Genomic DNA, 24,840 nt, shown 5'->3' on the forward strand with positions numbered 1-24,840 from the left:
TCAGTTTATGATGGGTTAAGTTGGGTTGATAGTTTTTATCGATGTATTAAACAGGTTGCATACTGTTGTGTGCTTTGATGAGCTGGCCCTTGTTCAGAATTCCTATTACTTTCCCATTCAGGTTCATTCCCATAAACGCACTGTTCCGTGATTTGGACCTGGTGTTTTTTACATCAACAACGGAGCTTCCGTTCGGATCAAAAATCGTCATCGAAGCCTTTGCATTTGTTGATATGGTTGCTGTTGCCAGTCCAAATATTTTCCGGGCATTTAAGCTTAACAACTCTACAATCCTGCCTTCATTCATATCCGGAAATACTGATTTCAACACAGCATAACTTGTCTCGAGCCCGATCATCCCGTATTTCGCATACTCAAACTCCAGTATTTTGCTATCGTATTCGTGAGGCAGGTGATGGGTGGCGATACAATCGACCGTTCCTTCTTCCACTGCCTGTTTAAGCGACACAATATCGTTTTTTGTTCGTAAAGGTGGATATACCTTGAGATTTGTGTCGTACTGAACCAGGTCATCGTCGCTGAAAAACAAATGATACGGCGTAACTGAACAGGTTACCTGTATGCCCGCAGCCTTTGCGCGCCTGATATACTCAAGTGATTTGGGCGATGTTACCCCGGTAAAATGAATCTTCGATTCCGCATACCTGGCCAGTTTGATATCTCTCGCCACCAGTAACTCTTCGGCCATCATTGGTTTGCCTGGCAGGCCAAGCCTGGTGGAAACAATGCCTTCATGCACCAACCCGTTTGCGCCGACTGTTTTGTCATCAGGGATCTGGATCACAACACCATCAAAGGCCCTGACATATTGAAGTGCCTTCAATAAAACACCGGCAGACTGTACCGGGTTAAGCCCGTCGCTGAAAGCAATGGCCCCGCTGGATCTCATATCGATCATTTCCGCCAGTTCTTTGCCTTCACAATTTTTGGATATAGCGCCAATGGGATGAATGGTAACGGGAAGGGAAGCCGATTTGTGACATATATATTCCACCTGCGATTTAGCGTCAATAACCGGCTTTGTATTAGGTATCACAAAAACATCGGTATAACCACCCGCTGCGGCAGCTGCACTGCCTGTCTGAAGCGTTTCCTTGTATTCATAACCGGGGTCAGCGAAATTGGCAAACAGATCAACCCATCCCGGGGAGACACAGATATTGGTTCCACTGATCAATTCATCAACTTCCGGGCTGAGTTCCGGTTGAATATCCCTGATTGTTCCTGAATCTATAAAAATATCCTGTACGGTTCCGTGAGCGGGCGATAAAGGATCAGTTACCAGCGCTTGTTTTATGAGGACCTTCATGTAAAAAAAAAGTTGAGCGAAGATAAGGCATAGCTTGAACATGGACCTAATACTTTGTAATTGATGGGATTGAGAGAATCGCTGGCATAGTATAATTTTTGCGGATAGTAAATTTGACGTACATTTGTTGCCCGGTTTTCATGGCCGGCCAGTCAGTTTCAGCCACAATTGATTGGAAAGTTCGGGAAGTGGCGCAGCCCGGTAGCGTACTAGCATGGGGTGCTAGGGGTCGCAAGTTCGAATCTTGTCTTCCCGACTTCGCCCGCCGTAGCTTTAGCGAAGGCGGGCTTTTTTATGTCTTGTAGGGAGGGTTTCTCCGCCCGGCGGGCTTCGTCGGGCGAGGCCCGACAAGAACAGCTGTCAAAAGCAATCATACCCTGTAAATATTGAGTATTTACAGGGTTTTTTCATTTTAGCCCTGTTAATTGCTGGCATAACGCAGTAGCCGAAAGTTTCTTTTAGACGCTAAAGCGAGAACTTATTTATTCGAACAAAACTTTGCTGAACAAAGAAGAAACACGAAGCAGCATTTTTAAGTACATAGAATCGTGGTATAACCGACAGCGCATGCATTCCTTACTGGAGTACTTATCACCTGATCAATTTGAATATGAACAAGAAAAATTATCTTCAACAAAAGCAGCTTAATCAAATCTCCGGTTTTCTAGGGCAAGTACAGCTTGTTGGTTATTCCATAGTGGTTGTGAACTAGTTATATTTTACTTAGTTCCGGATCTAAACTAACCAGTTGATCGTCCGCTGTGACTGAGAACAATTTTTGCAAAATATCGCTTAGAACTTAAACTTCATAAACCATGCGTCTTCCGAATAAGAATCGGAGTGTCCATGGATATCAAAATCCCGACTCACTGTGAAGCCCACCACAATGTAACCACCTTGCTTAGATTCAATTGCCTTGTATGCATAGTCGCCCATGGATCCTCCGATCAATTTTTCGCCTAACATTTGTCCGGAGGAATTTAATTTAAAAACCCAGCCATCTTCTTTTCCAAGGCCGGTTATATTGGGTAAGGGGCCAAACGTCGAACCGGCGAGAACATATCCGTTATCAGAAGTTGGTGACACCGAGGAGATCAGATCTCGTCCGCTTCCTCCAAACATCTTTGACCAGAGGATTTTATGTGCAGCGTCTACTTTTATTACCCACGAATCATAGTCTCCAAAACCGGTCTGAAGGACGTCTCCACCACCTTTGCTATTCGTAACACAAGCAATAACATACCCTCCATCCGTTGTACTCGTCACACTTTCAACTGCCTCATAATACTCACTCCCAAAACATCTTTGACCGGTAATTTTGCCACTGGCGTCAAGGTTAACTACCCATGCATCTGAAGACGAAGGATGATTCCCAACAACATCGCCATCAAAACTTCCTGTTGTACCTATTGTTGTATAACTCCCATCGGCATTTTGTTTGATGAACGAGAAATAATCAATATAACTTCCTCCATAAGTTTTGCTCCACAGCAGCTTGCCATCTCCATCAATCTTAATCACCCAACTGTCGACAAATCCTTTGTTTGCCGGAATGTCTCCATCTGCACTTTGGGAACCTCCACATGCGATATACCCACCGTCTGCGGTTTTTGCAATCGAACCGATCCCATCCCCATTAGATCCTCCATATAATTTCTGCCAGAGTAAATTGCCGTTTTCATCGATTTTGATTATAGTTCCTTTTGATACGACAGGACCGAGAGATCCGGTGAGGAGGTATCCGGAACCGTGCGCATAAATCAGTTGCCCGCCAAAATCTCTTTGATCAGATGCAAGTTTCTTTTGCCAGATTATCTGGCTGGTGGGGTTAAACTTTACAAGCCATATGTCTTCTTGTTTAGATCCCCCCGGTGCATCACCATCCTTACTTGAAGTGTATCCGATGGCAAGGTAATTTCCATCAGGAGTTGCAATAACGTCATTAAAAGAATCAGGTTGAGATCCACCAAATGCGTTCTTAGTACTGTCTACTGGGTCCGCACCCGCTTGTGAAATTTCAATCTCGACCTTTGGCTCCTGGGCAGATGCCACGGGGCTGAAAACAACTATTGCTTTTTTTACGCTGTCTCCAAGATTATCAGCTATACAAGAGATTGTTACGGTATCCGTTTTGCTCCCAGTCACTTTATTAAACGAAAGCCATGAAACGCCTGCGGTCTTGGTCGTTATTTTCCAATTTACATTGCTGCGAATAACGATTACGCCGTTTTCCCCTTTTTTTGCGCTAAAGCTTAGAGTCGTCTTGTCTATGCTAAGTTCAGCTGCTGGTTCAGCAGTTGAGCCTATAGGAGCTTTTTGACAACATATCAATAAAGAGAAGGAACAATAGATAACAAAACGCAATGCTGACATTAGTGACTTTTTTAATGGTAGGTGGCAGATACGCGTCAACAACGTTTTTGAAAATCTTTGCGAAGTGAAAGAATCCAAACAAGTTCGTTAAGATAAAAACTAAATTTTTAGAAAACTAACTTTTCGCCAAAAAAGTCGATGGAAACCTGTCGCGGCTGTCATTTGCCGAGACCTATTACTTGCAATCATTAGTACCGAATTCCTGTTTCACAAATCATTACGGACTTGTGTATTTAATTAGGACCCCGTAATTTGACGGACACTTGACCGAGGCGCCTTCAATAAAACTTTTCGGCTGTCCTTAGTAAATCTACTCTATGATAGTGAAGCTTGTTATTTTTCAGGTTCTGTTCTTTTCTTCTACCCAAATTTTTTGTCAGAAGTATTTTGATTTTTTTACACTAATGTTGTAAACTCCCCTCTTTTTAGTACCGGAGTGATCTAGAGTTTTCCAAGTTAATGATCATTTTGGTTTTCAAATATTTTATCCACTAAACGGCTCTCTTCAATTTGAAAAGGATTTCCGTTCGCCGTTTGTGGATAAAGCTGGGGTGCATATTCTGAGCTTTTGTACCATAGCTCAACATAGAGCTTTGGCGCAAGGTACCCAAGCGATTTATGCGGACGTTCGGGGTTGTAATCATGTCGCCATTCTTCACTCCGCCATCTGGCTCCAGATAAGGTAAAGAACAGGTGTGGATTGATAAGTTCGCCACGCATGCTACCATTTTTTCCTTCCACATAGGCATTCTGTGTTGGTTTTCTTGGTTGAATAAATTGAATTGTTATTTTATGGTCATTGCACCATTCATCAAGTAGCCTGCTGATAAACTCAGGGCCATTGTCGCAGCAGATATTGGCTGGGATACCACGTTCTTCAATCGGTTTTTGAAGGATGCGTATTAACCTCCGTGCTGGCAATGACGTGTCAATCTCGATTGCAAGTGACTCCCGGTTAAAATCATTTATGATGTTTAATATCCGGAACTTCCTGCCATCAGCAAGACTATTGGACATGAAGTCAATGCTCCATACCTGGTTCGGCGCCGTTGCCGCCATCAAGGCTTGCTTCACACGCTCGGGCAATCTGCGTTTAACCCTGCGACGCAGGTTCAGCATCATGTTGGTATAAACTCTATGGATCTTTTTATGATTCCAGGTATACCCTTTATTCCAGAGCCGGTAACAACATTGCCAAAATCCTTTAGTAACGTGTTTAGTAGTAAGCGCGGCCAACGCGTCCTGAACTTCAAAATCATCTTTGGGTTTTGCCTTGTACTGATAGGTGGTTCGGGATAAACCTACCAATGTGCACGCCTTTCGGATACTAAGCTGCTCATCTACGATCAAATAGTCAGCAGCCTCCCTTTTCTCCTGGGGCGTTACAACTTTTTTTCAATGAGATTTTTTAATGCGCGGTTTTCAATGCTCATCTCAGCAAACATCTTTTTGAGTTCGGAGTTTTCCTTTTCGAGGTCGCGCATCCTGGATATATCGCTGGCTTGCATCCCGCCGTATTTGGCTTTCCAATTATAGAAAGTCGCGTCACTGATTCCCAGTTCCCTGCAGATTCCTTTGACCGCGATACCCGCTTCTTGCATCTTAATTGCGGCCACTATCTGGCCCTCGGTAAATCGTTTCTTTTGCATAAAACTTAAAATTTAAAGTTAACAAATTGCCAGTTAACTCTAAATCACCGGGCCGAAGTTTGGGGAAGCCGACAGCTGGGCTTGGCCGTATTAAAATCAACGAAGGAGTCAAGATCTTCAACACCATTTACAATGATGATATGGATCTGATGCGTAATTTCAAGATCCCTATCAGTATATTCTAGATCTCGAAATGAAATGTTTATCGTATCCAAACATAACTATTTTCCCTGATGCTTCATCCTATCTCCTAAGGTCTTATCTGGGTTACTATCATAACGTTGATCATTCTTCGTATTACGCATCATCTTTTTAAAGTCAGGCTGTGGCGGGGGGAATTTATTTTATTCAGGTATTGCTTTACTTCTGTGGAATACTTGCTCAGCTGCACCAAATTAAAATAGATCATGCTGTGTCTGTATACGGCAGAACTCTTGATCTCATAATTTGTGTATATTCCGGCGAACTTGGTTCTTCATCGCTTTTGGTGAAAGTATACTAATTAACTACACTTTTACTTCAACTAAACCTTCTTGCTTGTAGAATTCAATTCCTAGCTTCCTAAGCAGGTTATAAATCTGGGCACGCTCGTAACTGATAGCATACTTGCTTTCAATCCAACTGGCAAGTAAAGGTCCCGTCCACCTGTTCTGCTCGTATCCATGGTCTGTAGGAAGCTCTTTGAGCACTAGTTTCTTTATTCGCTGCATTTGAGCTTTTGATAATTGTGATTTTCTTCCCCGACCTTTCCTGTTGCGTAATCCATCTACTCCTTCCTCTTCGAACCTGTGTACCCAGGTAGTTATTTGCTTAAAACTGATGTTGTGCATTTCTGCCAGTTGTCTGCTCGAATGGCCCAAAGCGACTTGGTACACCAGGTACAATCGTATCGCTACAACAAAAGACTCGTCAGCTGTCAGTAGTTTTTTAATAGCTGCTGGATCATACCCTTTAACCTTCATTGGAGCATTACTCATTTTTTTTCGATTTCCTATTACAAAAGTATAAATTCGATGTGTATTTGATTAATATACATTATGCTGTTTCCAGCCTTCCTTTTACCCGACGCACTACAACTTAAGGATTGTTCGCTCTCTTTGTTAGAGGGACATTTAATAATTAAAACATCCTCTTGCCAAACGGCATCCATTTGTCCCTCTTGTGGTTGTGTCAGCGAACGGAGTCATAGCAGGTATAAGCGTGTATTAGGCGATCTACCCTCTTCAGGATATAGTGTTCGGGTGTTAATGCTATCGCGGAAATATTTCTGTGATAATCCTGATTGTACACAAAAAGTATTTACCGAGCGCTTCAAAAAGGAAATATCTCCGTATCACCGGCGCTTTAACCGATGTACAGAATTATTAAGAAGCCTGGCACTTGAACTTGGCGGCAATAAAGGATCTGCAATCGCTTACCTTACTCACTTGCCAGTAAGTCCTTCAACAATATTAAGGGTAATAAAGAGACTAGAGCTGGTTGTCCCTCAAATGACATCTGGGATTATTGGTATAGATGATTGGGCTTTTAAGAAAGCTAAAACTTACGGGACTATCATCGTTGATTTGTATCCAAATAAAGTAATAGACTTGTTGCCAGACAGAGAAGCTGCGACTGTATCTCAGTGGTTTAAAGGTCACCAGGAAGTAAGGGTCATTTCGCGGGATCGCGGTGGGCCTTATTCGAAGGGTGGTCGGGAAGGAGCCCCTCAAGCTATCCAGGTTGCCGACCGTTTTCATTTGCTGATGAACCTGGGAGAGGCAACAAAAAAGATGTTCCAATCTATGGGAAAGGAACTCACAAAAGCATTCACACTTTACAATAACCCAGAAGCATCAACAACCCTTCCGTCCGCCACAGAAATCATCAGTTTGAAAGAACAAGAAATGCCTACGGCCATGACCTTTGCCATGAATTCCAACCCGGAACTTCTGCTACGATTTAGTAAGGTAAAAGAATTAAAAGACAAGGGGTATACTATCAGAGCCATCTCCCGAAGTCTGGGTATAACGAGAATTACCATTAGGAAATACCTCAGAATGGATTTCCTTCCTAAAAAAACAGGAAGCAGATCAACAAATTTTGATGCATATCAAGGTTACCTTTTACAGGAAACCAATGCAGGTAGACTTTATACAGATCTTCACGCAGATATAGTAAAGCTAGGTTTTAACGGTGGCTATACGCAGTTTTGCAACAACATGAATATGCTATTAAAAAGCTATAAGATAACACGACCACATCACAAGACAGACCCCTCCATTATAAAAACATGGTCGGCTGGTAAGTTGTCTTTCTTGCTTCAAAAGGAACGAGCGGAATTAACAACAGAGGATAAAAAGTTTCTGGGTCAACTATGTCGCCAATACCGTGTGGTAAACCAAACTGCAAAACAAGTCAAGCAGTTTAAAAAATTGTTTCGAGATAAGCAAGAAGGATCGCTGCAGCAATGGCTCAATGATGTGGAAAAATCAATATCAGGCCTCAAGGTGTTTGCGAAAGGTGCCGGTAAGATCATACTGCCTACCTCCAGTTTCTCAACACTTCCACTGCCAGATGAGCCATCGCTGTAAGGAACAGCCAGAACTCTGGTGGGAAGTTGATCCTCTTCTTTTCCATCTTTCGAATTTAAAGGTGAATGAATGGGTCTATAGTTGAGATCGATGGATGGATACAAAGATACATCCGGGGGAAGTCGGTATCGGAGAAATCTATCAACATCGTGGGGATTAATGCGGAATCCCAGAGGAGTTCGCGTGGGTGCGAGTTCCACCGTATTTCTTTCTAATTAATATTCTCCATAATGCTTAAGGCACTATAAGACTAGAACCAACCAGACGCTTTTCTAGGATTTTCCGCTAAAAGTGACCACACCTGGGGATTTTTTTAGGATCATTCTCGTGATGTTGACCGGCATGCTGTCGTTCCGGCGTTGTTGACCAATTTCATATATTGAGCCCAGTCATTCCGACAGTAGTGCCCACCTGGAAGGGAAGTTTTAAGTAATCGTTTGCTTCGCAGTTTTCTATAAAAATGCTACACTAGCATGGCTGGACAAACGATTAGCATGAGTAATTTAAAAGAGGAGATCAGGCACAGAATAAATGGTGTTGTGCTTCAAACAGTTACCGAGGCCGTTAGGATCTCGAGGAATACCTTAAAGAGGTATTTGGGTTTTTTAAAGGTTAAGCACTTGAACTGACAGGATCTTGGCCACCTGATGACATAACGCTGGATAACCTTTTACAGGATCCTGATCCACAGGAAGAACAATTGATTCTTGCTTCATTTCAAAAATTTGCAAACTGGCTGCCGATTATGCCCGGCTGGAACTACAGGGTGCGTCTCTATCTACCACGTCCCGAGATATTAAATCGCAAATGAAAATTTCCAGAGGCAGACTTAGTGAGCTAATGATTGGAAGACAGCTACACGATTGAAGTGTCAATTTGAAGATTGGATGCAGTTAATTTGCTCTTAATGATTCTTGAGGCCTGAGTGTACCCGCCTTCTGAACCATCTACGAAATGAATATGTCCATTATTCGTATTTCTCACATAGCAAGACATAATCGATGCACTGCTAATATGCAAACCATAAAATATTTTTTTCGTCAGTTCCATTTCTGTCAGATACGCTTCTAACTTTTCCCGCTGAGAGGCAGTGCCTGAAATGACAGTGCTGATTTTTCCGTCAATGACCAGCGTATTAGCCATTTCAACCAACAATCTTAGAAATCGTTTTCCATTTTTTGTACGCAAATAAATATATCGATAAGCATATGCGATTTGTGCTTGTATAAACTTTATCAGGCGAAATCTTCCAAATTTGACAATTAATTCTGTTCTTATGCTTTTGTAAGTAGTTTGCCGACGAAGCTTCAATATTGAAATTGGTTGTCTTTGCTTCGCCGAACCATAGATCTCATCGAGTTTTTGCATCACATTTCTGAAGGTTGAAGACTGGCGAAAGCCCCTCCTGGCGATGACTAACAGCGCCACTACTTCTTCCTGGTTTTCAGGAGGAGCAATCCTATCCCAACGACACTCCATGCCTGACAGATCTAACTCGTTGCCCTGGGGCAGATATTCATCTTGAATACCGCTAACACCCTTTATTAGCCCTTCTGCATAGTTTAATCCATTCCCTAACATCACAGGCATTGAAAAGACAGATGATCTGCTATATTTTGAGATGTTCAGCTCATAACCCTCACTATAAACTTTTTTAACTGTAATGGTCCCTGTGCGGATTTCCAGGTTAAAATTCGCCAGGGACCTTTCTTTATATAAGAATAATGCTTGCATGACTGGTGAGATCATTACAGGTGGTACAATAAACGAAGCACCATCTCCACCAAAAAAAAATGGAACGTCGATACTCATTTTGTAAGCAATATTTAATACAGTAACTATGCTTCCTGTAGCAACAACATTAACTTTTTCATGTTCTCCGTTTAATACCGAATGAGTAGAATCTTTTATATCAGTAATAACAATATGCCAATCGGAAGGCACTTTAATAAAAAGTTCTTCATTACTTAAAAGATCATCTATCCCTATACTGTTTGGTGCAATCTGAGTATAAAATAAATCTGTATTTAATTTCATAACTAACAATTTTAAAAATATCAATTTTAATTTCTCATACACATGCATATTTGCATCAGCATTTAACTGTCTAAAAATGCGATCGCTTCCCTTACAAAAAGTTACGGATATTGAAATAGTGATCCATGACCGGAATCAGGATACAGACTCAACTTTGCATTGGGTAGGTATTTGAAAAGTGTATAGGAGTTAATCGTTGGGACTACAATGTCGTTACTGCCATTTACAATCCAAACGGGATGTTTGATTTGGCGTAATTGATTCATTGCATCAGGGTCAGGGGCTGCCCAATCTAAGATCGATGCCAACTGGGCCTGCACTGCAATGCTACTTGTTTCCGGATCACGATCAATAGTACGCTTATTAATTCTCTTCAGGGATTCTTCGCCCAGGGCGCGACTGCTGTTCGTCGTTTCGTAAAAAAAATACAACTTTTGCTCATCTGGACTGAATGCCTCAGAATCAGCTATCAGATTTACTATGCCTGAGATACCGACACCGCTTTTCGGCCCTGCGCCTACAAGTATCAGCTTGTTCACCAAGGCCGGCTCTTTCAATGCAATTTCTTGAGCAACAAATCCACCCATTGACAAGCCTAGTAGGTTAATACTATCCAGATTCAACGCTTTGAAAAACTTGATGGTGTCATCTGCCATTTCTTGGATTGTACGAGGTGTTTCACCAGATGAGCTACCAACTCCATTGTTGTCAAACAGGATAATCTCAAAACTTTTCGACAGGCCATTTGTAACGGCTGGATCCCAATTGTCCATTGTCCCGGTGAAGTGCTGTAAAAGAACCAAAGGGGTTCCGGTGGGCCGCCCGAACCTTCGATACGCGATGGCAATACCGTCCACATCGATAAAATTAGTCTGGGCCGTGTGATGCAAATCTGTATAACTGCTGTTTTTCATCTTGATATCGTTTATTATTTAGTTTAGCCAAATGTGAATGCAAACGCCTCGACTGCGGAGTCTAAAAACACGATTTCAAATTGACGACCTGATATAGAGTTTTGCTGTCGGATCAGTTGATAAAGTCTCTGTTCCGTTACTACTCCGGTGCCATTGCTGTCAACATCATTCCCATGAGCAAGACTTGGGACTTCGCCATCAATCAGGATCTTAAATCTTATGGCCTGTCCGCTTATTGACTGTCCCATCCCCAAATGAAGATCACGGGCGTGAAACTGACATGCAATACTTCCACCGGTTTGTCGAAGAATGATGCTTTCGTTTTTTATAACCCACTGGCCCGACAAGGCCCACTGCAAGCCCCACTGATTAAGTTTTAAAATTGCCGGCATGAAATAATATTTAATTCCGAGTCGCGGAGCTTTGCCCGGCAGATACGAAGTTTTGTGTTCGAGTCTGACCGAGATAGTTTTCAAATGACTTGAGATTGTCCCAATCTGCGGGGGCTTCAATCTTTTTTCGCTCGATACTGACTAATTTATTATTGAGATTCGAGGTTCCTGATGATGCCAATAGTTGTTGTATTACCCTTTCGCAGTCCAGGTAGGCGCCTTCACCGAATTGTTGACGCCGGATCTTGCCATTACCATCCAAAATATAAATTGCCGGCCAGAAGTTGTTGTTAAAGGCCTCTGATATTATGCGATCGTTGTCTATTGGAACCTGGTAGCCGACGTCCCGGTTGGTAAACGTGCGACGAACATTTGCCAGATTGTGTTCGAAACTGAATTCCGGAGTATGAACGCCGACCCACTACTAACCCGTTATCTTTATACTTATCAGACCACTCACGTATATAGAGTAATTGCCTAAGCCAGTTAATACTGGTATAGTGCAAAAGTTGATCAGAACAACCTCATCTTTTAGGGTCTATGTATGCAACCTTTGCGTGTTTAACCAGCTGTTAGCTCGCAAAGTGATAATAATTCACCATCAATTAGTCGGTTCGCATAAGCATCTCCGGTTTTGCTTTGCGCCCTTGCAGGTTCGGCAATTCCGAGCGTAATGGCCCCCACTGCCAGAGACAGATTCCTTAAAAAACGCCGGCGATTATACAGATAAATTACTTGACATAACTTAAATCTTTTCTTGTTGTAACTACCTGATACCTGGAGGAGCCAAATTCTTCTTATATCTGCAATGCAGCCCTTCTGACACTTTCACAGACATTTCCATAGGAGGTATCAGCCTATATAATTTTAAAACCGATTAACTTCTACAATCGTATTTGCGAAACGCTCTGGTGCTTCCTGCGGAGGATTATGACCCGTATTTTTAAAAAAGAGATGTTTGTATTTCCCGGTAAACTTATTAGCATAAGCCGATGGAGGTGGGTGCGGTGCTCCATTGTTGTCACCTTCGATAGTAATCGTTGGAACGTTTATTACCGGGACGCTCGCAAGGGAACGCTCTATGTCATCATATCGTGACTCACCAACCTCAAGTCCAAGTCGCCAGCGATAATTATGGATTACGATATCAACATGATCCGGGTTTTCCAACGACAAGGCAGACAGTTGAAAGGTCGTGTCGCTAAAATTCCAGCCAGGAGATGCCAACTTCCAGATCAACCGGGCAAATTCTTTTCGATTAGAAGTATACCCTAAGCGGCCACGCTCAGTGCTGAAGTAGAATTGATACCACCATTGAAGCTCAGCAGAAGGTGATAGCGGCATTTTGCCAGCAGCGGGGTTGCCGATGAGATAACCACTGACTGAAACCAAAGCTTTACACCGTTCAGGGAATTGAGCGGCCATGATGCAAGCAGTTCTGGCGCCCCAGTCAAATCCGGCGATGACCGCCTTTTTTATATCTAAAGCGTCTAAAAAAGAAATCATGTCAACGGCAAATGCAGCCTGTTGCCCATTGCGTTTACTGGAAGTTTCTAAAAATGTGGTTGTGCCATAACCGCGCATATGCGGGATATATACGCGAAATCCGTGTTTAGTCAAATGAGGTATCACTTCTGAAAAGCTGTGAATATCATATGGCCATCCATGCAACAAAATAACCGGCGGACCATTCTCTGGTCCGGCTTCGGCATAGCCGATATCTAATACTCCTGCTTTAATTTGCTTCACCGGCAAGGCAGAACGTACAATGGAAGACCTCCCCTTCAACATTGGTTTCATGCTTAAACCTAAAATGGTAATTCCACCACCTGCTAATACTTTGCCTGCATTAACAATAAAATTCCGACGATCCTGGTCTATTGAATACATAATGTCCGATTAACAATTGATGAATTTGTTACAGAAAAAAACAGGTGATAAAAAATTATAGGGATCCACAAAATTGTTAGCTGATCGCAGCTACCACCTTTCAAATGTAGTAGTGGAGGATATAGTTAAACAATGACAAGTTAGCCGAACAGGTCAGTATAAATCGTGAAGCAGTCTTTCATAGCCCTGAGATTACCAAACGCTGCCACTTAAGCAAATCCTGCAACATTTTGGACGTTCTTGAAATGGAGATTATAGGTACCTATGTCTAACAGTTTTAATTCAACACAAAGAAACAGGATGTAGCTACCGACGCTTGCTAGCGAAGGGACTTAAACGCCGCACGTACTTCCGTTGTAAACAGAGCTGGTTCTTCCCAGGCGGCAAAATGACCACCTCTGTCTACTTCGTTCCAGTAAATCAGTTTGTGAAAGCCTTTTTCTGCCCAGCTGCGCGGTGCACGATAGATTTCGCCGGGGAAAATAGTTACTGCGACTGGAACTTTTGGAATATCAAAAGCATTGAAAGGCCCGCCGCCCAGCTGCGTTGCATCCCAATAAGAACGTGACGAGGATGTACCAGTATTTGTGAGCCAGTAAAGTGTTATATTATCGAGCATCTCCTCATGGCTGAGACTCTTCTCAGGGTTGCCGCCGGTAAACGTCCACTCAGAGAACTTGTCATAGAAAAATGCGGCAAGTCCAACGGGAGAGTCTGCTAAACCATAACCCAGTGTTTGTGGACGTGTATTCATCATATTTGCATAACCGAATCCTTTCTTATAGAAAAATTCCAGGGAAGCATAGGCTTCCTTTTCTGCCTCTGAAAAATTAACTGGCACCTTATCCCCGTTCTGCAAAAGCCTCAACACTTCATTTGGCACTGTTCCTGGCATATTGATATGAATACCTAATAATCCTTCTGGTGCGTGGACTGCCATTATCTCTGAAATGATTGCACCCCAGTCGCCTCCCTGTGATACGTAACGCTTATATCCAAGTCTTTTCATCAGCACATCCCAGGCAGTTGCAATGTGTAGTGGGCCCCAGTCGGGTTTTGTAGGTTTCTCTGAAAAGCCGTAGCCGGGAATTGAAGGTAGCACCAAATGAAATGCATCTTCAGCACGACCGCCATATGCAGTTGGATCCGTAAGTGGACCAATAACTTTTAGAAGTTCAAATATGGAGCCTGGCCATCCATGTGTCATAATCAATGGAAGGGCATTGGGATGTTTTGAACGAACATGGATAAACTGAATATCCAGGCCATCAATTTTTGTTACAAACTGGGGTAGTGCGTTGAGTTTTGCCTCAGCTTTACGCCAGTCGTAGCCGTTACCCCAGTGTCTTATCAGGGCTTGAATTTTTTCAAGTTTTGCCCCCTGGGAATGATCCTGTACTGTTTCACGTTCAGGCCATCTTGTAGCCAGCACACGTCTGCGAAGATCGGTAAGCTCAGCTTCAGCGACATGAATGTGGTATTTTCGTATATCCTCTGACGTTAGTGTCCTGGTCGATGTATTTGTCTGTCCATTACCTGCAACGACTTGTAGCAGCAATGTTCCGGCAACCGCTATCGAAGCAATAATTCTTGTATTTCTTTTCATGTTACGTGTTTTTAGTTTGTTTACACAAAAGTATTCTGGGACAGATCTTCTGGCCAACCAACAATCGGATAAGTGGACGAATTCGTGCTTCAACCCGTCTTTTCTGTATGTGAAGAACCTTGGTCCTACGCTTCAATATCCTATCCGGGCCTTTATTGTTTTTTTTTGATAACTTTAACCCGATCACAATGCTGCCCACCGAAAGCCTATAGTTGGTAATGACATTAAGTGCCTGCTGACTTTTTTTCTCACCCGCGTAGTTTGATGATCATAAAATCAGGGAGTATATGAAGAGTCTGCTGACTATAGGTATCGCATTGACTGTTGCGGTTTCATTAATCGCTCAAACTTCCTCCGTTAATACTTCAACTTTACTTTTAAAAATAAAAAAAAGCCGGGCCGATTCCAATCGGGTACGCTTGCTGCTCATCCTTGCTGACCATTATATCACCGAAACTGAAGTAATCAAACCTAAACCCGATAGCGCCTTGACTTTGCTGCTGGAGGCGAACAGGTTGGGGGAGATGAGTACATCTCAAAAATGGCGAAATGAGAGCCGCCGGATGATTGGGCGATACTATTTCAAAATGAGGGATTCTAAGAATGGGCAGAAATATTTTAAAAAAATTATCAATGAACTGGCAACATCCGGCAATGATCAGGAGGAATTGCTCGTTTGGGAAGAGCTTTCAATGCTTGTACCTTCCCGGGACACTTCGTATCCTACCCGGATAAATTGCTTTGAAAAAATTATCACCCTTTGTCAAAGGTTGCACGATAATGTAAAGGCAATAGATGCGTTGAAGAGCATTGCCGATGTGAATTTAAATCATGGTAAACTGGATACTGCTGAAGTTCAACTATTCGAAGTCCTGGCGAAGTTTAAGGCAATTAACAACCCGAATCTTCATTATACCTTTGATTTGCTATCTGTGATAAACAGGCAAAAGGGTGATTTTACCAAGGCTCTTTTCTACAATTTGAAGAGTATTGAAAGTATGGAGGCTACGAAAGACATGTATGCCGCTATTTTATTTTATAGCCGTCGTGCAAATATGTACCGCGAATTGGATCAACCACAAAACAGTGTTATATGGTATTGGAAAGTGTTCAGTGACAGAAGATACACTAAGCCTGTTAATTTGTATATGTTCAGAGATGCGGGGTTTTTAGTGCGTGAGTTGATAAAATTAAACAGAAGTAAGGAGGCTCTTGCTTTTATTCTTGATGTCTCAAGGAAAAATAGCCCAAACGGCTTTTATGCAAAAGCCAGCCTTAGCGCTACTTTGGCTTTCTGTTATCATACACTGCGGCAGGACAGGCTGGCGGACCTATATTACCTCCAGGCGATTCAGTCCATCAGCAAACTTGAGAACGACAATGAAGTGACTGCAGATGTTAACTATGAAATTGGACAATTTTATTTTGATCGCAGGCAGTATGGGCAAGCAGTGATTTATCTGCAAAATGCTTTAAATGTTTCGGTTGGTGTTAATACACTTGCAACGATCAAGGATATTCATCTGAAGTTGTATGCAGTTGATTCAGCACAGGGAAAATATGCTTCAGCTATTGCCCATTTGAGGCTGTATCAGGCGATCAAAGACTCCATTTTTGACGAAACGAAAAGCAGGCAGATAGAAGAACTTGGAGTGCAATATCAGACATCCCAAAGAGATAAAGATATCAGGTTACTTAACACTGAGAATCAACTGCACCGAAACCGGGTCGCCCAGGCGAATATGAGGATGAAGATAACGTCGGCAGGGGCTGCTTTGTTACTTATTATTGTCGGGTTGTTGTATAACGGGTATCGGCTAAAACAAAAAAGCAATGCAAAACTGAAAATCCATCAGAAAGAAATCGATGAGAAGAATATTAGCCTGGAGCATCTGATAGCAGAACAGGCGAGGATATTGCAAGACAAAGAATGGCTGATCAAGGAAGTCCATCATCGGGTAAAGAATAATCTTCAAATGGTAATAAGCCTGCTAAACACTCAGTCGGCCTATCTTGATAATGATGCGGCAATAGCCGCAATAAAGGATAGCGAACGGCGGATACAGGCTATGGCCCTTATCCATCAGAAGTTATATCTGTCTGAAGATGTTTCAAAAGTAGATATGCCCATTTACATAAATGAATTAATACAGTATCTGAAAGATATTTTAAGCCTGGAATCGGATATAATATTTACCCAGCACATTGATTCTATTAAGCTCTCTGTAGCACAGGCAGTGCCTATTGGGTTGATACTTAACGAGGCCATAACCAATGCAATAAAGTATGGATTTTCAGACAAACAGCGCGCGCTTATTAATATTTCGATGTATCGCGAAAGCGCTGATTTGATGATTCTTTGTATTGCCGATAATGGGAGAGGTTTACCGGACGGGTTTGATTATACTCAAAGTAGTTCTCTCGGGATGAACCTGATGCGATGGCTCGCCAGGCAATTAGGGGGTAGTTTTGAGATCCTGAACAATGAGGGAGTTGAAGTGATTATCAAAATGACGGGTGAACCTGATGGAACTCCCAGTCAGCAATCGGGTATGGAAAGTGATAGGGTGCAAAACTTTGTTTATGATTAATAAAAAGATACTGATTGTTGAAGACGAACTTATTGTTGCCAATGATCTTCGACTGACACTGGAAAAGGCCGGATATATAGTTTCCGGTATTGCAGCCTCCTTCCAGGAAGCGTTAAACATTGTTCAGATTCAGCAGCCTGACCTTGTATTATTGGATATCTATCTCAAAGGCAAATTGACAGGAATTGATCTGGCACGTCAATTACGGCAATCAGCTACTCCTTTTGTGTACTTGTCTGCAAATTCAAATCAACAGGTGTTGGAGGAGGCAAAAGCGACTGAACCTTTTGGATTTCTGGTAAAACCTTTTAGGGCAAAAGACTTATTCGTAACAATTGAAATAGCATTTTATAGGCATGACCATAGTATGGAGTCAAAATTGCACAAGGAAAATCAACTGGAGAAGCACCTTAGCTTTATTGGATTGAGCAGCGATTCCGGAAAAAAAAAGTTACTGGCAACGGCAATTGCTTTGCAGCCTCACATTCCATTTGACTACCTCGCGGTGTGCAGAAAGGCTTCTGACGCACATCCCTATCATGGCCACGGCTCCCTTCGGATTGGTTTTGAACAATACCAGGATGTGGGGGCTTCGGAATTGGCGACAATATCGGGGCTCGATCCAAAAGAGCTGCAAACAATACTCGCGGCATCCCCGCTTGAAGAAAAAGCAGGATGGTACAACAATGACGAGTTCGAAACAATTTGTCGTAATAATCCCTTGAAGAGATTGTTTGCGAAAACGTTTCAGTTGGAATCAGGTATATCGATTCCTATTAAGAGATTCCCTGCTTATTCTTATTCTTTTTCACTTTACAGTTGCAAGAGCCATGTTTATGACCCAGGCCATTTATTACTATTGCAACGATTACAAATTTTGTTATTGACCATATTGGATAGTTGTTTTCTTTCTGATTCAACGATTGTAGGGGGAGGCAAGGAGAGCAATACGGAGCCGCGGAGCGGCGCCATTGCGGGATTTAAAGGTATCATTGGAAATAGCCGCCAATTGTTGAATGTGCTAGATCTTGTGACCCAGGTGGCCCCATTAAATACATCCGTTTTAATAACAGGTGAGAGTGGGACGGGCAAAGAACGAGTCGCCGATTGTATACATGGTCTTTCACCACGTAAACTTAAGCCGTTCATAAAAGTGAATTGCGCAGCCCTTCCTGCCAGCTTAATTGAATCTGAATTGTTTGGTCATGAGAAGGGATCATTTACCGGGGCAACCGAACGAAAGGCCGGAAAATTTGAACAGGCAGATGGGGGCACCCTATTTTTAGATGAGGTTGGGGAAATGAGTTTGGATATGCAAGTGAAACTGTTACGAGTATTGCAAGAAAAAGTAGTTGACCGCATAGGGGGGAATGGGCCTATAAAAACTGATGTCAGAGTGATTGCAGCAACTAATTGTAACCTGGAAAGAGAAGTGGCTCACGGAAGGTTCCGTCTCGATCTCTATTTTCGTCTAAACGTGTTCCCCGTGCATCTCCCGCCGCTTCGTGAAAGAAATGAGGACATTCAAATCTTAGCCATTCATCTTGCCAAGGAATTCAGCACGAGGTTTAGCAAGGCATACAATGGAATCAGCCGGGAAATGCTGGATGCATTAAAGACCTATGAATGGCCAGGGAATGTAAGAGAATTGGAGAATGTCCTGGAGCAGACGGTGATTTTGAATGATGGAAAGTCTCCCTTAGTCTTAAAAAGGTCACTTGAACCGATTGAATTGGATACAAAAATTCCCGGCAGCAGTAATACTATCAATGCGCCAAAGACTATTTCCGAAATTAGAAGAATCCAATCGGACAATGAAAAGAACCATATACTTGCGGTCCTCAAACAAACCGGCGGCCGCATCCGGGGTGCTGGTGGTGCGGCAGAAATTCTTAACCTGAAGCCCACAACACTTGAGTCCAGGATCTCAAAACTAGGCATCCGAAAGGATGAGACCTTCCATTAATTTCGGATTCCTCCATTCAAGTCCGCATTTTTCGGAGTTTATCGGAGATATTATGAAGGCGCTTCACATTGACGAGTTCTCATAATTAACTGGTATCCAACAGTCCGACTCAGGTTACTGTGGACTTCAATAATTTGGCATGTCTATAGCAGGTACTGAACATGTTACGATATGCTGTCATTTGTGTTAGATGATTTCCGGACAAAGATGATTGCTGTAAAGCGTGACAAGATTCCATCTTTGATGGCTTCTGCGCTTGCAAACAAATCAAACATGATGAATTCTCAATTGAAAACAATTGTCTTTGTCACGGGGGCTTTCACTAGTAATAAGGTTTGGGATGCGTGGAGAGTCTTTTTTGAAGCCAGGGGTTATATCACTATAGCACCACCATACCCTTACAAAGACGCATCTGCGGGAGTACTTCGAAGACGTCACCCGGACGTGTTGCTTGCCTCTGTTCATTTAAGCCAGGTAATCGAACATTATGCATCGGTTATACAGCAGCTTCCTGAAAAGCCTGTATTGATAGGACATTCGCTCGGCGGATTAGTTACACAGGTACTCATTAACCGGGATCTTGCTGTTGCGGGCGTGGCCATTCATTCCTTCCCGCCGCAGGGCGTAGTACCCTATGAATTGACGTTTTGGCGATCATGGTGGAAGGTATTATGTCCATTCACCTCGAAAACAGAGACATATTTGATGTCTTTTAAAACATGGCAATATTTCTTCACAAACGGAATGGCTCTGGATGAACAAACAACAACTTATATTAATTTATTAGTGCCGGAATCTAAGCTGATACTCAAAAATAGTCTACTCGCGAAGATAGCAATCGACTTTAAAAAGCCCCATGTTCCCTTATTGCTACTCGGAGGGAGTGCTGACAAGTCTATACCTGCATCACTGAACCGGCGTAATTTCAAAATGTACAGATGTAAAGATTCAGTTACCGATTTTAAAGTAATGAGAGGGCGCAATCATTTTGTGGTTTGTCAGCCCACCTGGCGGCAGGACGCGGCATACATACTCGCATGGTTAGAGAAACAGTCGCCGCAGCGATAAAGTTTACATTGATTAATGGCCTACAGAACCCCCGGACAGTAAATTCCAACCTGAACTTTTTGAAAGTGAAAATGAAAAACGGACTTATTCAATCTGGTAAATAAAACGAAATAAAATGCAAACTCAATCTAAAAATGTTGGTTTGATGTCTGGTAAGTATGCCCTAAGATCAGTTTCGACTGATGGGCGAAATTATCCGATAAGTGATCATTTTGAGAAGATAATGGACCATAAAGATTTCCTCAGCGAGAATAACCTGGCCGTGTTAGACGCGCTCCTGTCAAGACTCGTGAGGCCTGTAGCTAAAACGAGTTTCCTGGTATTTAGTAAACATAAGTATATCACAGTGCCAATCGAAAACATCGCCTTTTTTTATATCAGGTATGAATCTGCAACAATCATGTGCTTTGACATGCGGGAATATCCTGTAAATTACTCGTTGGAGCAAATTCAAAACCTCTTAACGGTTAACCAATTTTTCAGATTAAACCGGCAGTACCTTATTAATTTCAATGCGGTAAAAGAAGTAGAGCATTATTTCGCCCGGAAGTTATTAGTGAACCTTACCGTTCCCGTGTCTGAGAAATTGCTTGTGACAAAGGAAAAAGTCACCAGTTTTCTGAACTGGCTTGAAAACAGATAAATCTTCATAGATATCGCTTTTTGATTCCGGTATTGCCCCTTTCCGAATATTCAGCCCTCTTACAGTCCCCTTCACTATCAACATCGTCCGCCTCAACACTTTGTTGGTGGTAACAGCCCTGATCAGCAAATATATTTGACAAACAATTTTATAACAATTAAAAATCTGGCAATGGAAAACAACTACTCCAATCCGGTCATAGAAGCACTCAATAAACCCGGGGAACAAAGGAAAATTGAGACAAAAAAAGTTCACTACACTGGCAAAACCCATACGACGGGCGGGCGTGACGGCGCGGCGCGCAGTTCTGATGGCCGGCTGGATATAAAGCTTGATACACCGGGTACCTCCGGAACCGGTACTAATCCAGAACAACTGTTTGCAGTAGGTTGGTCGGCTTGCTTTATGGGAGCAATGAGGATTGCAGCGGGTCAGCTTAAATTGCGCTTTCCGGCAGATGCTGCTATTGATGCTGAAGTGGATCTATGCAATGAAGGCGGCTCATTCTACTTACAGGCGAGGCTGAATATTAGCCTACCTGGATTGGATCGTCAAGTCGCCCAACAGTTGGTTAATGCGGGAGAACAGAATTGCCCATATTCAAAGGCAACGCGTGGTAATATAGCTGCGACCTTCAACCTGGTATAATTTACATTGCTACGATTGTCAACCCGGTTTTTTACATTCGGATCTTGACTGATAGTAATTTAACCAATGTGGTCATGAAATCTGCTTTTTAAAACCAGCATTCAAAAAAAATAAATCAAAAAATATGAATGATTTAATTAAGCTTGCTATCGATGCGCATGGTGGGCTCGATCGATGGAGACAGTTTTATAACGTTAGTGCTCACCTCGAGGTTGGAGGTCTCTTGTGGGGAATGAAAGGCCATGCGGGTGTGATTGAAAGCGTCGATGTAAAATTGAACCTGCTGGAACAGAAAACTTCACACATTCCGAACAGCGCCTGGCATACGGTTTATACACCAGACCGAATAGCAATTGAGACGGCTTCCGGAGATATTGTTGAAGAATTGTATAATCCAAGGGCGTCTTATCAGTCACACGCATGGGAAACAAAATGGAGCAACCTTCAGCTGGCTTATTTCAGCGGTTATGCCACCTGGAACTATTTTAATACACCTTTCCAGTTTGCAAGGCCGGGTTTCACAACAATCGAAATCAAGCCATGCGAAGAAAATAATGAAACATGGCGTCGCCTGGTCGTAACATGGCCCAAAGACATTCATACCCATAGCAGGGAACAAACACTTTATTTTGATGGAGATGGTCTGATAAAAAGGCTCGATTACCGGGTGGAAGTGGCGGGTAACACAGCTTGTGCACATTATTTATCCGATTATACGAACGTAGCCGGAATCATGGTGGCAACGAAAAGGCGGGTGTATCCTGTTGATGAAAACAACCACTCACAGTTAGATGCTCCTGTTATCGTTTCAATCGATTTTAGCGATGTAGTGTTCCAGTAAATGTTCGATGCATTAAATATCTTATCTTTAGAAAGTTATCGGTAAGATCCGGAAGCGCTATGGCATTATACCCGGATTTCAGTTTCAATTCAAGTGACCAGCCATTGTAATCAACCACGACGCCCCCTGATTTGAATTGGTTAAGGTCACGAACAAAGAACTAATTATTGGTGGGTGTCGCACTTAGCCGAATATTCACTACAAGTTTACAAGTCACAGGTAATTCAGATTAAATAGATACACAAAACAGGGATTTGCACATTTCACTGGTCGATCGGCGGAAGCTAAGGCAATGGAAGAATTCTAAAGCCTTGCATTATCTGGCTTGCACCTGAAATGTAACTTCCGATGGGAATATGAAATGGTTGATATTGGCAGGATATGAGATTCCTTTGCTAATGACTACCGCCGTTTCTTTGCGTAAACAGGAAGGCCATCATTACTAACATACGCAAGTATAGAAGACAAATTCCGTAAGTTTTGCGATTCCTATACTAGTTACTGGCCTTCCGATAAAATAAATAAATCTTTTTGTTATCTTTCAATTGTTCTTTATTGGCCAGTGAGTCATTCGGTGAGTCTTAGAATCCTCTTGCTGCAAGACATTGATATTAAAATTTTTATAGGGTAAGTTCGAATCTTGTCTTCCCGACTTCGCCCGCCGTAGCTTTAGCGAAGGCGGGCTTTTTTATGTCTTGTAGGGAGGGTTTCTCCGCCCGGCGGGCTTCGTCGGGCGAGGCCCGACTGCTATCGAGCACGGCGCTTTGACCATTTCAATCTTGGGGAAGCGGGCTTCGCCCGCCGTAGCTTAGCGAAGGTGGGCTTCGTCCGCCGTAGCTTTAGCGAAGGTGGGTGGGATTCGTCGGGCAAGACCGGGCATATCAGTATTGTTAACATCATATTTATTGAAGGAGCTGCGGCGAATTGAGCAGGGATTTTCCCATGAGATTTTCAGACATCTGAAAAAAAAGTTTTTTAGCGAAATTGACCGCATAAATACGTGAGCTCGCACATATCTTCAATTTATTTTTGAAGGGTGCATTATGTTTATATTTTGAGATGCAGAGACGGCAAGCATTATACGGGTTGTACGTCTGATTTGAAAGAAAGATATCAACGACACTTTGATGGTCATGTTCCGGCGACTGCGAAGAGATTACCGGTCGAGCTCATATTTTATTGTGCATTTGCGGATAAGTACAAAGCTTTTGAATTTGAATCTTATCTCAAGACCGGTTCCGGAAGAGCGTTTATGAATAACAGGTTTATTTGAATACACCCGCCGATATTGTGTGTAAGAAGGATATTTCAACAGAAAGCGATGGCATTGAGGTAGACAATATCACAGGGTGAATTGAACGAGGATGTCTTTTTCATAGTTAGGTTTTTTGGGTTATTCGTTGATGTGGTCTAAAAGCCTTGCGAGCCGCAGGTTCGCTAGAATTATCAATGCCAGGTTGATACTTTTAATGCTGGAGTTTTGGGCTTGAATTTGTTTTTTATGACCAGCGAAAAAAAACGGGTGTTTGTTGACGTTATGCTTATGGTTATAATATAAATGCTTCCTGATTATGATTTGTTCACCTCAAGATATAACTACATGAAAAGTGTTCGTCCATTCGGTGTTAGCTTACCTTTTTTCAGGGACTTTGGTCACCAGGTAAATTCAAAACACAGGAAGCAAAAACATAGCCAGGCAGATTGGTATTGTTGCGTTATAGTTCCTGGCCGTGATTTTGGATGTAGCGTTAAGACCTTTTATCTAACTTTTTGTATTAGTCGTTTAATGCGGTTGATATACAAGCCAGATTCCAACTCCATACGTTTCTCTTGAATAGAATGATTTTGGCCGGTATGGACCACCTACAATACCTGGATTAAATTCAATACGACCAAAAATCTGTTTATGATAAAGATCGTATTCAAACCCAAGTGGAAACATTAGCTGCCATTGAAAAAAGTTTTTCCCTTTCAAAGCGGGTAGATGGGTGGATGTTGTAAAAAATCCATCTTGATTTGGAAAATGGACGATGCTATCCCATCGTTGTTCATAGTTGTGAACCAATGCAAAACTCCCCTGACCATGCACGCCTGCGAGAAACTGAAGTTTGCCGGAAATTTTGAATCTATGATTAAGACCCAAATTAAGCCCAAAGAATTGTTGGTTCTTAGTAAGAATGTATTCGTTGACAATTGTCATTGTGTCCCCGGGCCAATAACGTTGTTCAACTGAACCTACGTGGGTTGTAAATTGACTGGTAACAACTATTCCTGCCTGCAAAGTATGTGTCTTCCAGAACCTTGATGACGAACCGGGTT

The 24,840-nt window shown here is 42.5% G+C and carries 17 protein-coding genes, 1 tRNA gene and 2 pseudogenes; 10 read left to right on the forward strand and 10 right to left on the reverse strand.

Features of this window, described 5'->3' with window-relative positions; genetic code table 11:
• Window positions 1–46: 46 nt before the first annotated feature.
• Window positions 47–1,330 (reverse strand): dihydroorotase, encoded by a 1,284-nt coding sequence (locus tag ACX0G7_RS23905; protein ID WP_458926055.1) that lies wholly within the window; start codon window positions 1,328–1,330, stop codon window positions 47–49.
• A 182-nt stretch (window positions 1,331–1,512) separates the two neighbouring features.
• On the opposite strand from ACX0G7_RS23905, the gene ACX0G7_RS23910 reads away from it, so the two are divergent.
• A tRNA-Pro gene (locus ACX0G7_RS23910) sits at window positions 1,513–1,586 on the forward strand.
• A gap of 167 nt (window positions 1,587–1,753) precedes the next feature.
• Window positions 1,754–1,978, forward strand: a pseudogene (locus ACX0G7_RS23915) (IS3 family transposase); the annotation flags it as partial.
• A 144-nt stretch (window positions 1,979–2,122) separates the two neighbouring features.
• Here the strand turns inward: ACX0G7_RS23915 and ACX0G7_RS23920 are convergent.
• From ACX0G7_RS23920 to ACX0G7_RS23930, 3 genes and pseudogenes are all read right to left on the reverse strand, one after another.
• Window positions 2,123–3,703 (reverse strand): BACON domain-containing protein, encoded by a 1,581-nt coding sequence (locus ACX0G7_RS23920; protein ID WP_458926056.1) that lies wholly within the window; start codon window positions 3,701–3,703, stop codon window positions 2,123–2,125.
• 582 nt (window positions 3,704–4,285) lie between these two features.
• A pseudogene (locus tag ACX0G7_RS23925) lies at window positions 4,286–5,352 on the reverse strand (IS3 family transposase); the annotation flags it as partial.
• A 506-nt stretch (window positions 5,353–5,858) separates the two neighbouring features.
• Window positions 5,859–6,329: a helix-turn-helix domain-containing protein gene (locus ACX0G7_RS23930; protein ID WP_458926057.1), complete on the reverse strand. Its 471-nt coding sequence runs from the start codon at window positions 6,327–6,329 to the stop codon at window positions 5,859–5,861.
• 60 nt (window positions 6,330–6,389) lie between these two features.
• Here ACX0G7_RS23930 and ACX0G7_RS23935 point away from each other — a divergent pair, with 60 nt between their 5' ends.
• A complete protein-coding gene (locus ACX0G7_RS23935; protein ID WP_458926058.1) occupies window positions 6,390–7,925 on the forward strand; it encodes an ISL3 family transposase in 1,536 nt (511 codons plus the stop codon).
• Between the two features lie 855 nt (window positions 7,926–8,780).
• Here ACX0G7_RS23935 and ACX0G7_RS23940 read toward each other — a convergent pair.
• The 5 genes from ACX0G7_RS23940 to ACX0G7_RS23960 all read right to left on the reverse strand — a co-directional run bounded on the left by ACX0G7_RS23940 (window position 8,781) and on the right by ACX0G7_RS23960 (window position 14,764).
• Entirely contained in the window at window positions 8,781–9,962 is a 1,182-nt protein-coding gene (locus tag ACX0G7_RS23940) for a DUF3095 family protein (RefSeq protein ID WP_458926059.1), read from the reverse strand.
• 101 nt (window positions 9,963–10,063) lie between these two features.
• Window positions 10,064–10,876, reverse strand: a complete 813-nt coding sequence (locus tag ACX0G7_RS23945) for an alpha/beta fold hydrolase (RefSeq protein ID WP_458926060.1) — start codon at window positions 10,874–10,876, stop codon at window positions 10,064–10,066.
• 23 nt (window positions 10,877–10,899) lie between these two features.
• Window positions 10,900–11,352 carry a hypothetical protein gene (locus ACX0G7_RS23950; RefSeq protein ID WP_458926061.1) on the reverse strand — a complete coding sequence of 151 codons (453 nt, stop codon included), beginning with the start codon at window positions 11,350–11,352 and terminating at the stop codon, window positions 10,900–10,902.
• Window positions 11,353–12,135: 783 nt separating this feature from the next.
• A complete protein-coding gene (locus ACX0G7_RS23955) occupies window positions 12,136–13,158 on the reverse strand; it encodes an alpha/beta fold hydrolase (RefSeq protein ID WP_458926062.1) in 1,023 nt (340 codons plus the stop codon).
• Window positions 13,159–13,477: 319 nt separating this feature from the next.
• Complete coding sequence (locus tag ACX0G7_RS23960; RefSeq protein WP_458926063.1) at window positions 13,478–14,764, reverse strand: epoxide hydrolase family protein; 1,287 nt, start codon at window positions 14,762–14,764, stop codon at window positions 13,478–13,480.
• Window positions 14,765–15,051: 287 nt separating this feature from the next.
• Here ACX0G7_RS23960 and ACX0G7_RS23965 point away from each other — a divergent pair, with 287 nt between their 5' ends.
• From ACX0G7_RS23965 to ACX0G7_RS23995, 7 genes are all read left to right on the forward strand, one after another.
• A complete protein-coding gene (locus ACX0G7_RS23965; RefSeq protein ID WP_458926064.1) occupies window positions 15,052–17,355 on the forward strand; it encodes a sensor histidine kinase in 2,304 nt (767 codons plus the stop codon).
• Complete coding sequence (locus tag ACX0G7_RS23970; protein WP_458926065.1) at window positions 17,348–19,321, forward strand: sigma 54-interacting transcriptional regulator; 1,974 nt, start codon at window positions 17,348–17,350, stop codon at window positions 19,319–19,321. The genes ACX0G7_RS23965 and ACX0G7_RS23970 overlap by 8 nt, the downstream gene beginning before the upstream one ends.
• A gap of 171 nt (window positions 19,322–19,492) precedes the next feature.
• Window positions 19,493–20,389: an alpha/beta hydrolase gene (locus ACX0G7_RS23975; RefSeq protein ID WP_458926066.1), complete on the forward strand. Its 897-nt coding sequence runs from the start codon at window positions 19,493–19,495 to the stop codon at window positions 20,387–20,389.
• 115 nt (window positions 20,390–20,504) lie between these two features.
• Entirely contained in the window at window positions 20,505–21,032 is a 528-nt protein-coding gene (locus tag ACX0G7_RS23980; protein ID WP_458926067.1) for a LytR/AlgR family response regulator transcription factor, read from the forward strand.
• 171 nt (window positions 21,033–21,203) lie between these two features.
• On the forward strand, window positions 21,204–21,680 hold the full coding sequence (locus ACX0G7_RS23985) for an organic hydroperoxide resistance protein (protein ID WP_458926068.1): 477 nt from the start codon (window positions 21,204–21,206) through the stop codon (window positions 21,678–21,680).
• Between the two features lie 124 nt (window positions 21,681–21,804).
• Window positions 21,805–22,521 carry a hypothetical protein gene (locus tag ACX0G7_RS23990; protein ID WP_458926069.1) on the forward strand — a complete coding sequence of 239 codons (717 nt, stop codon included), beginning with the start codon at window positions 21,805–21,807 and terminating at the stop codon, window positions 22,519–22,521.
• A 1,036-nt stretch (window positions 22,522–23,557) separates the two neighbouring features.
• Window positions 23,558–23,794, forward strand: a complete 237-nt coding sequence (locus ACX0G7_RS23995; RefSeq protein WP_458926070.1) for a GIY-YIG nuclease family protein — start codon at window positions 23,558–23,560, stop codon at window positions 23,792–23,794.
• Window positions 23,795–24,304: 510 nt separating this feature from the next.
• On the opposite strand, the gene ACX0G7_RS24000 is transcribed toward ACX0G7_RS23995, so the two are convergent.
• Window positions 24,305–24,840 (reverse strand): hypothetical protein (locus ACX0G7_RS24000; RefSeq protein ID WP_458926071.1); only part of this gene is annotated, 536 nt, incomplete at its 5' end.

The organism is Flavitalea antarctica (genome assembly GCF_054461535.1).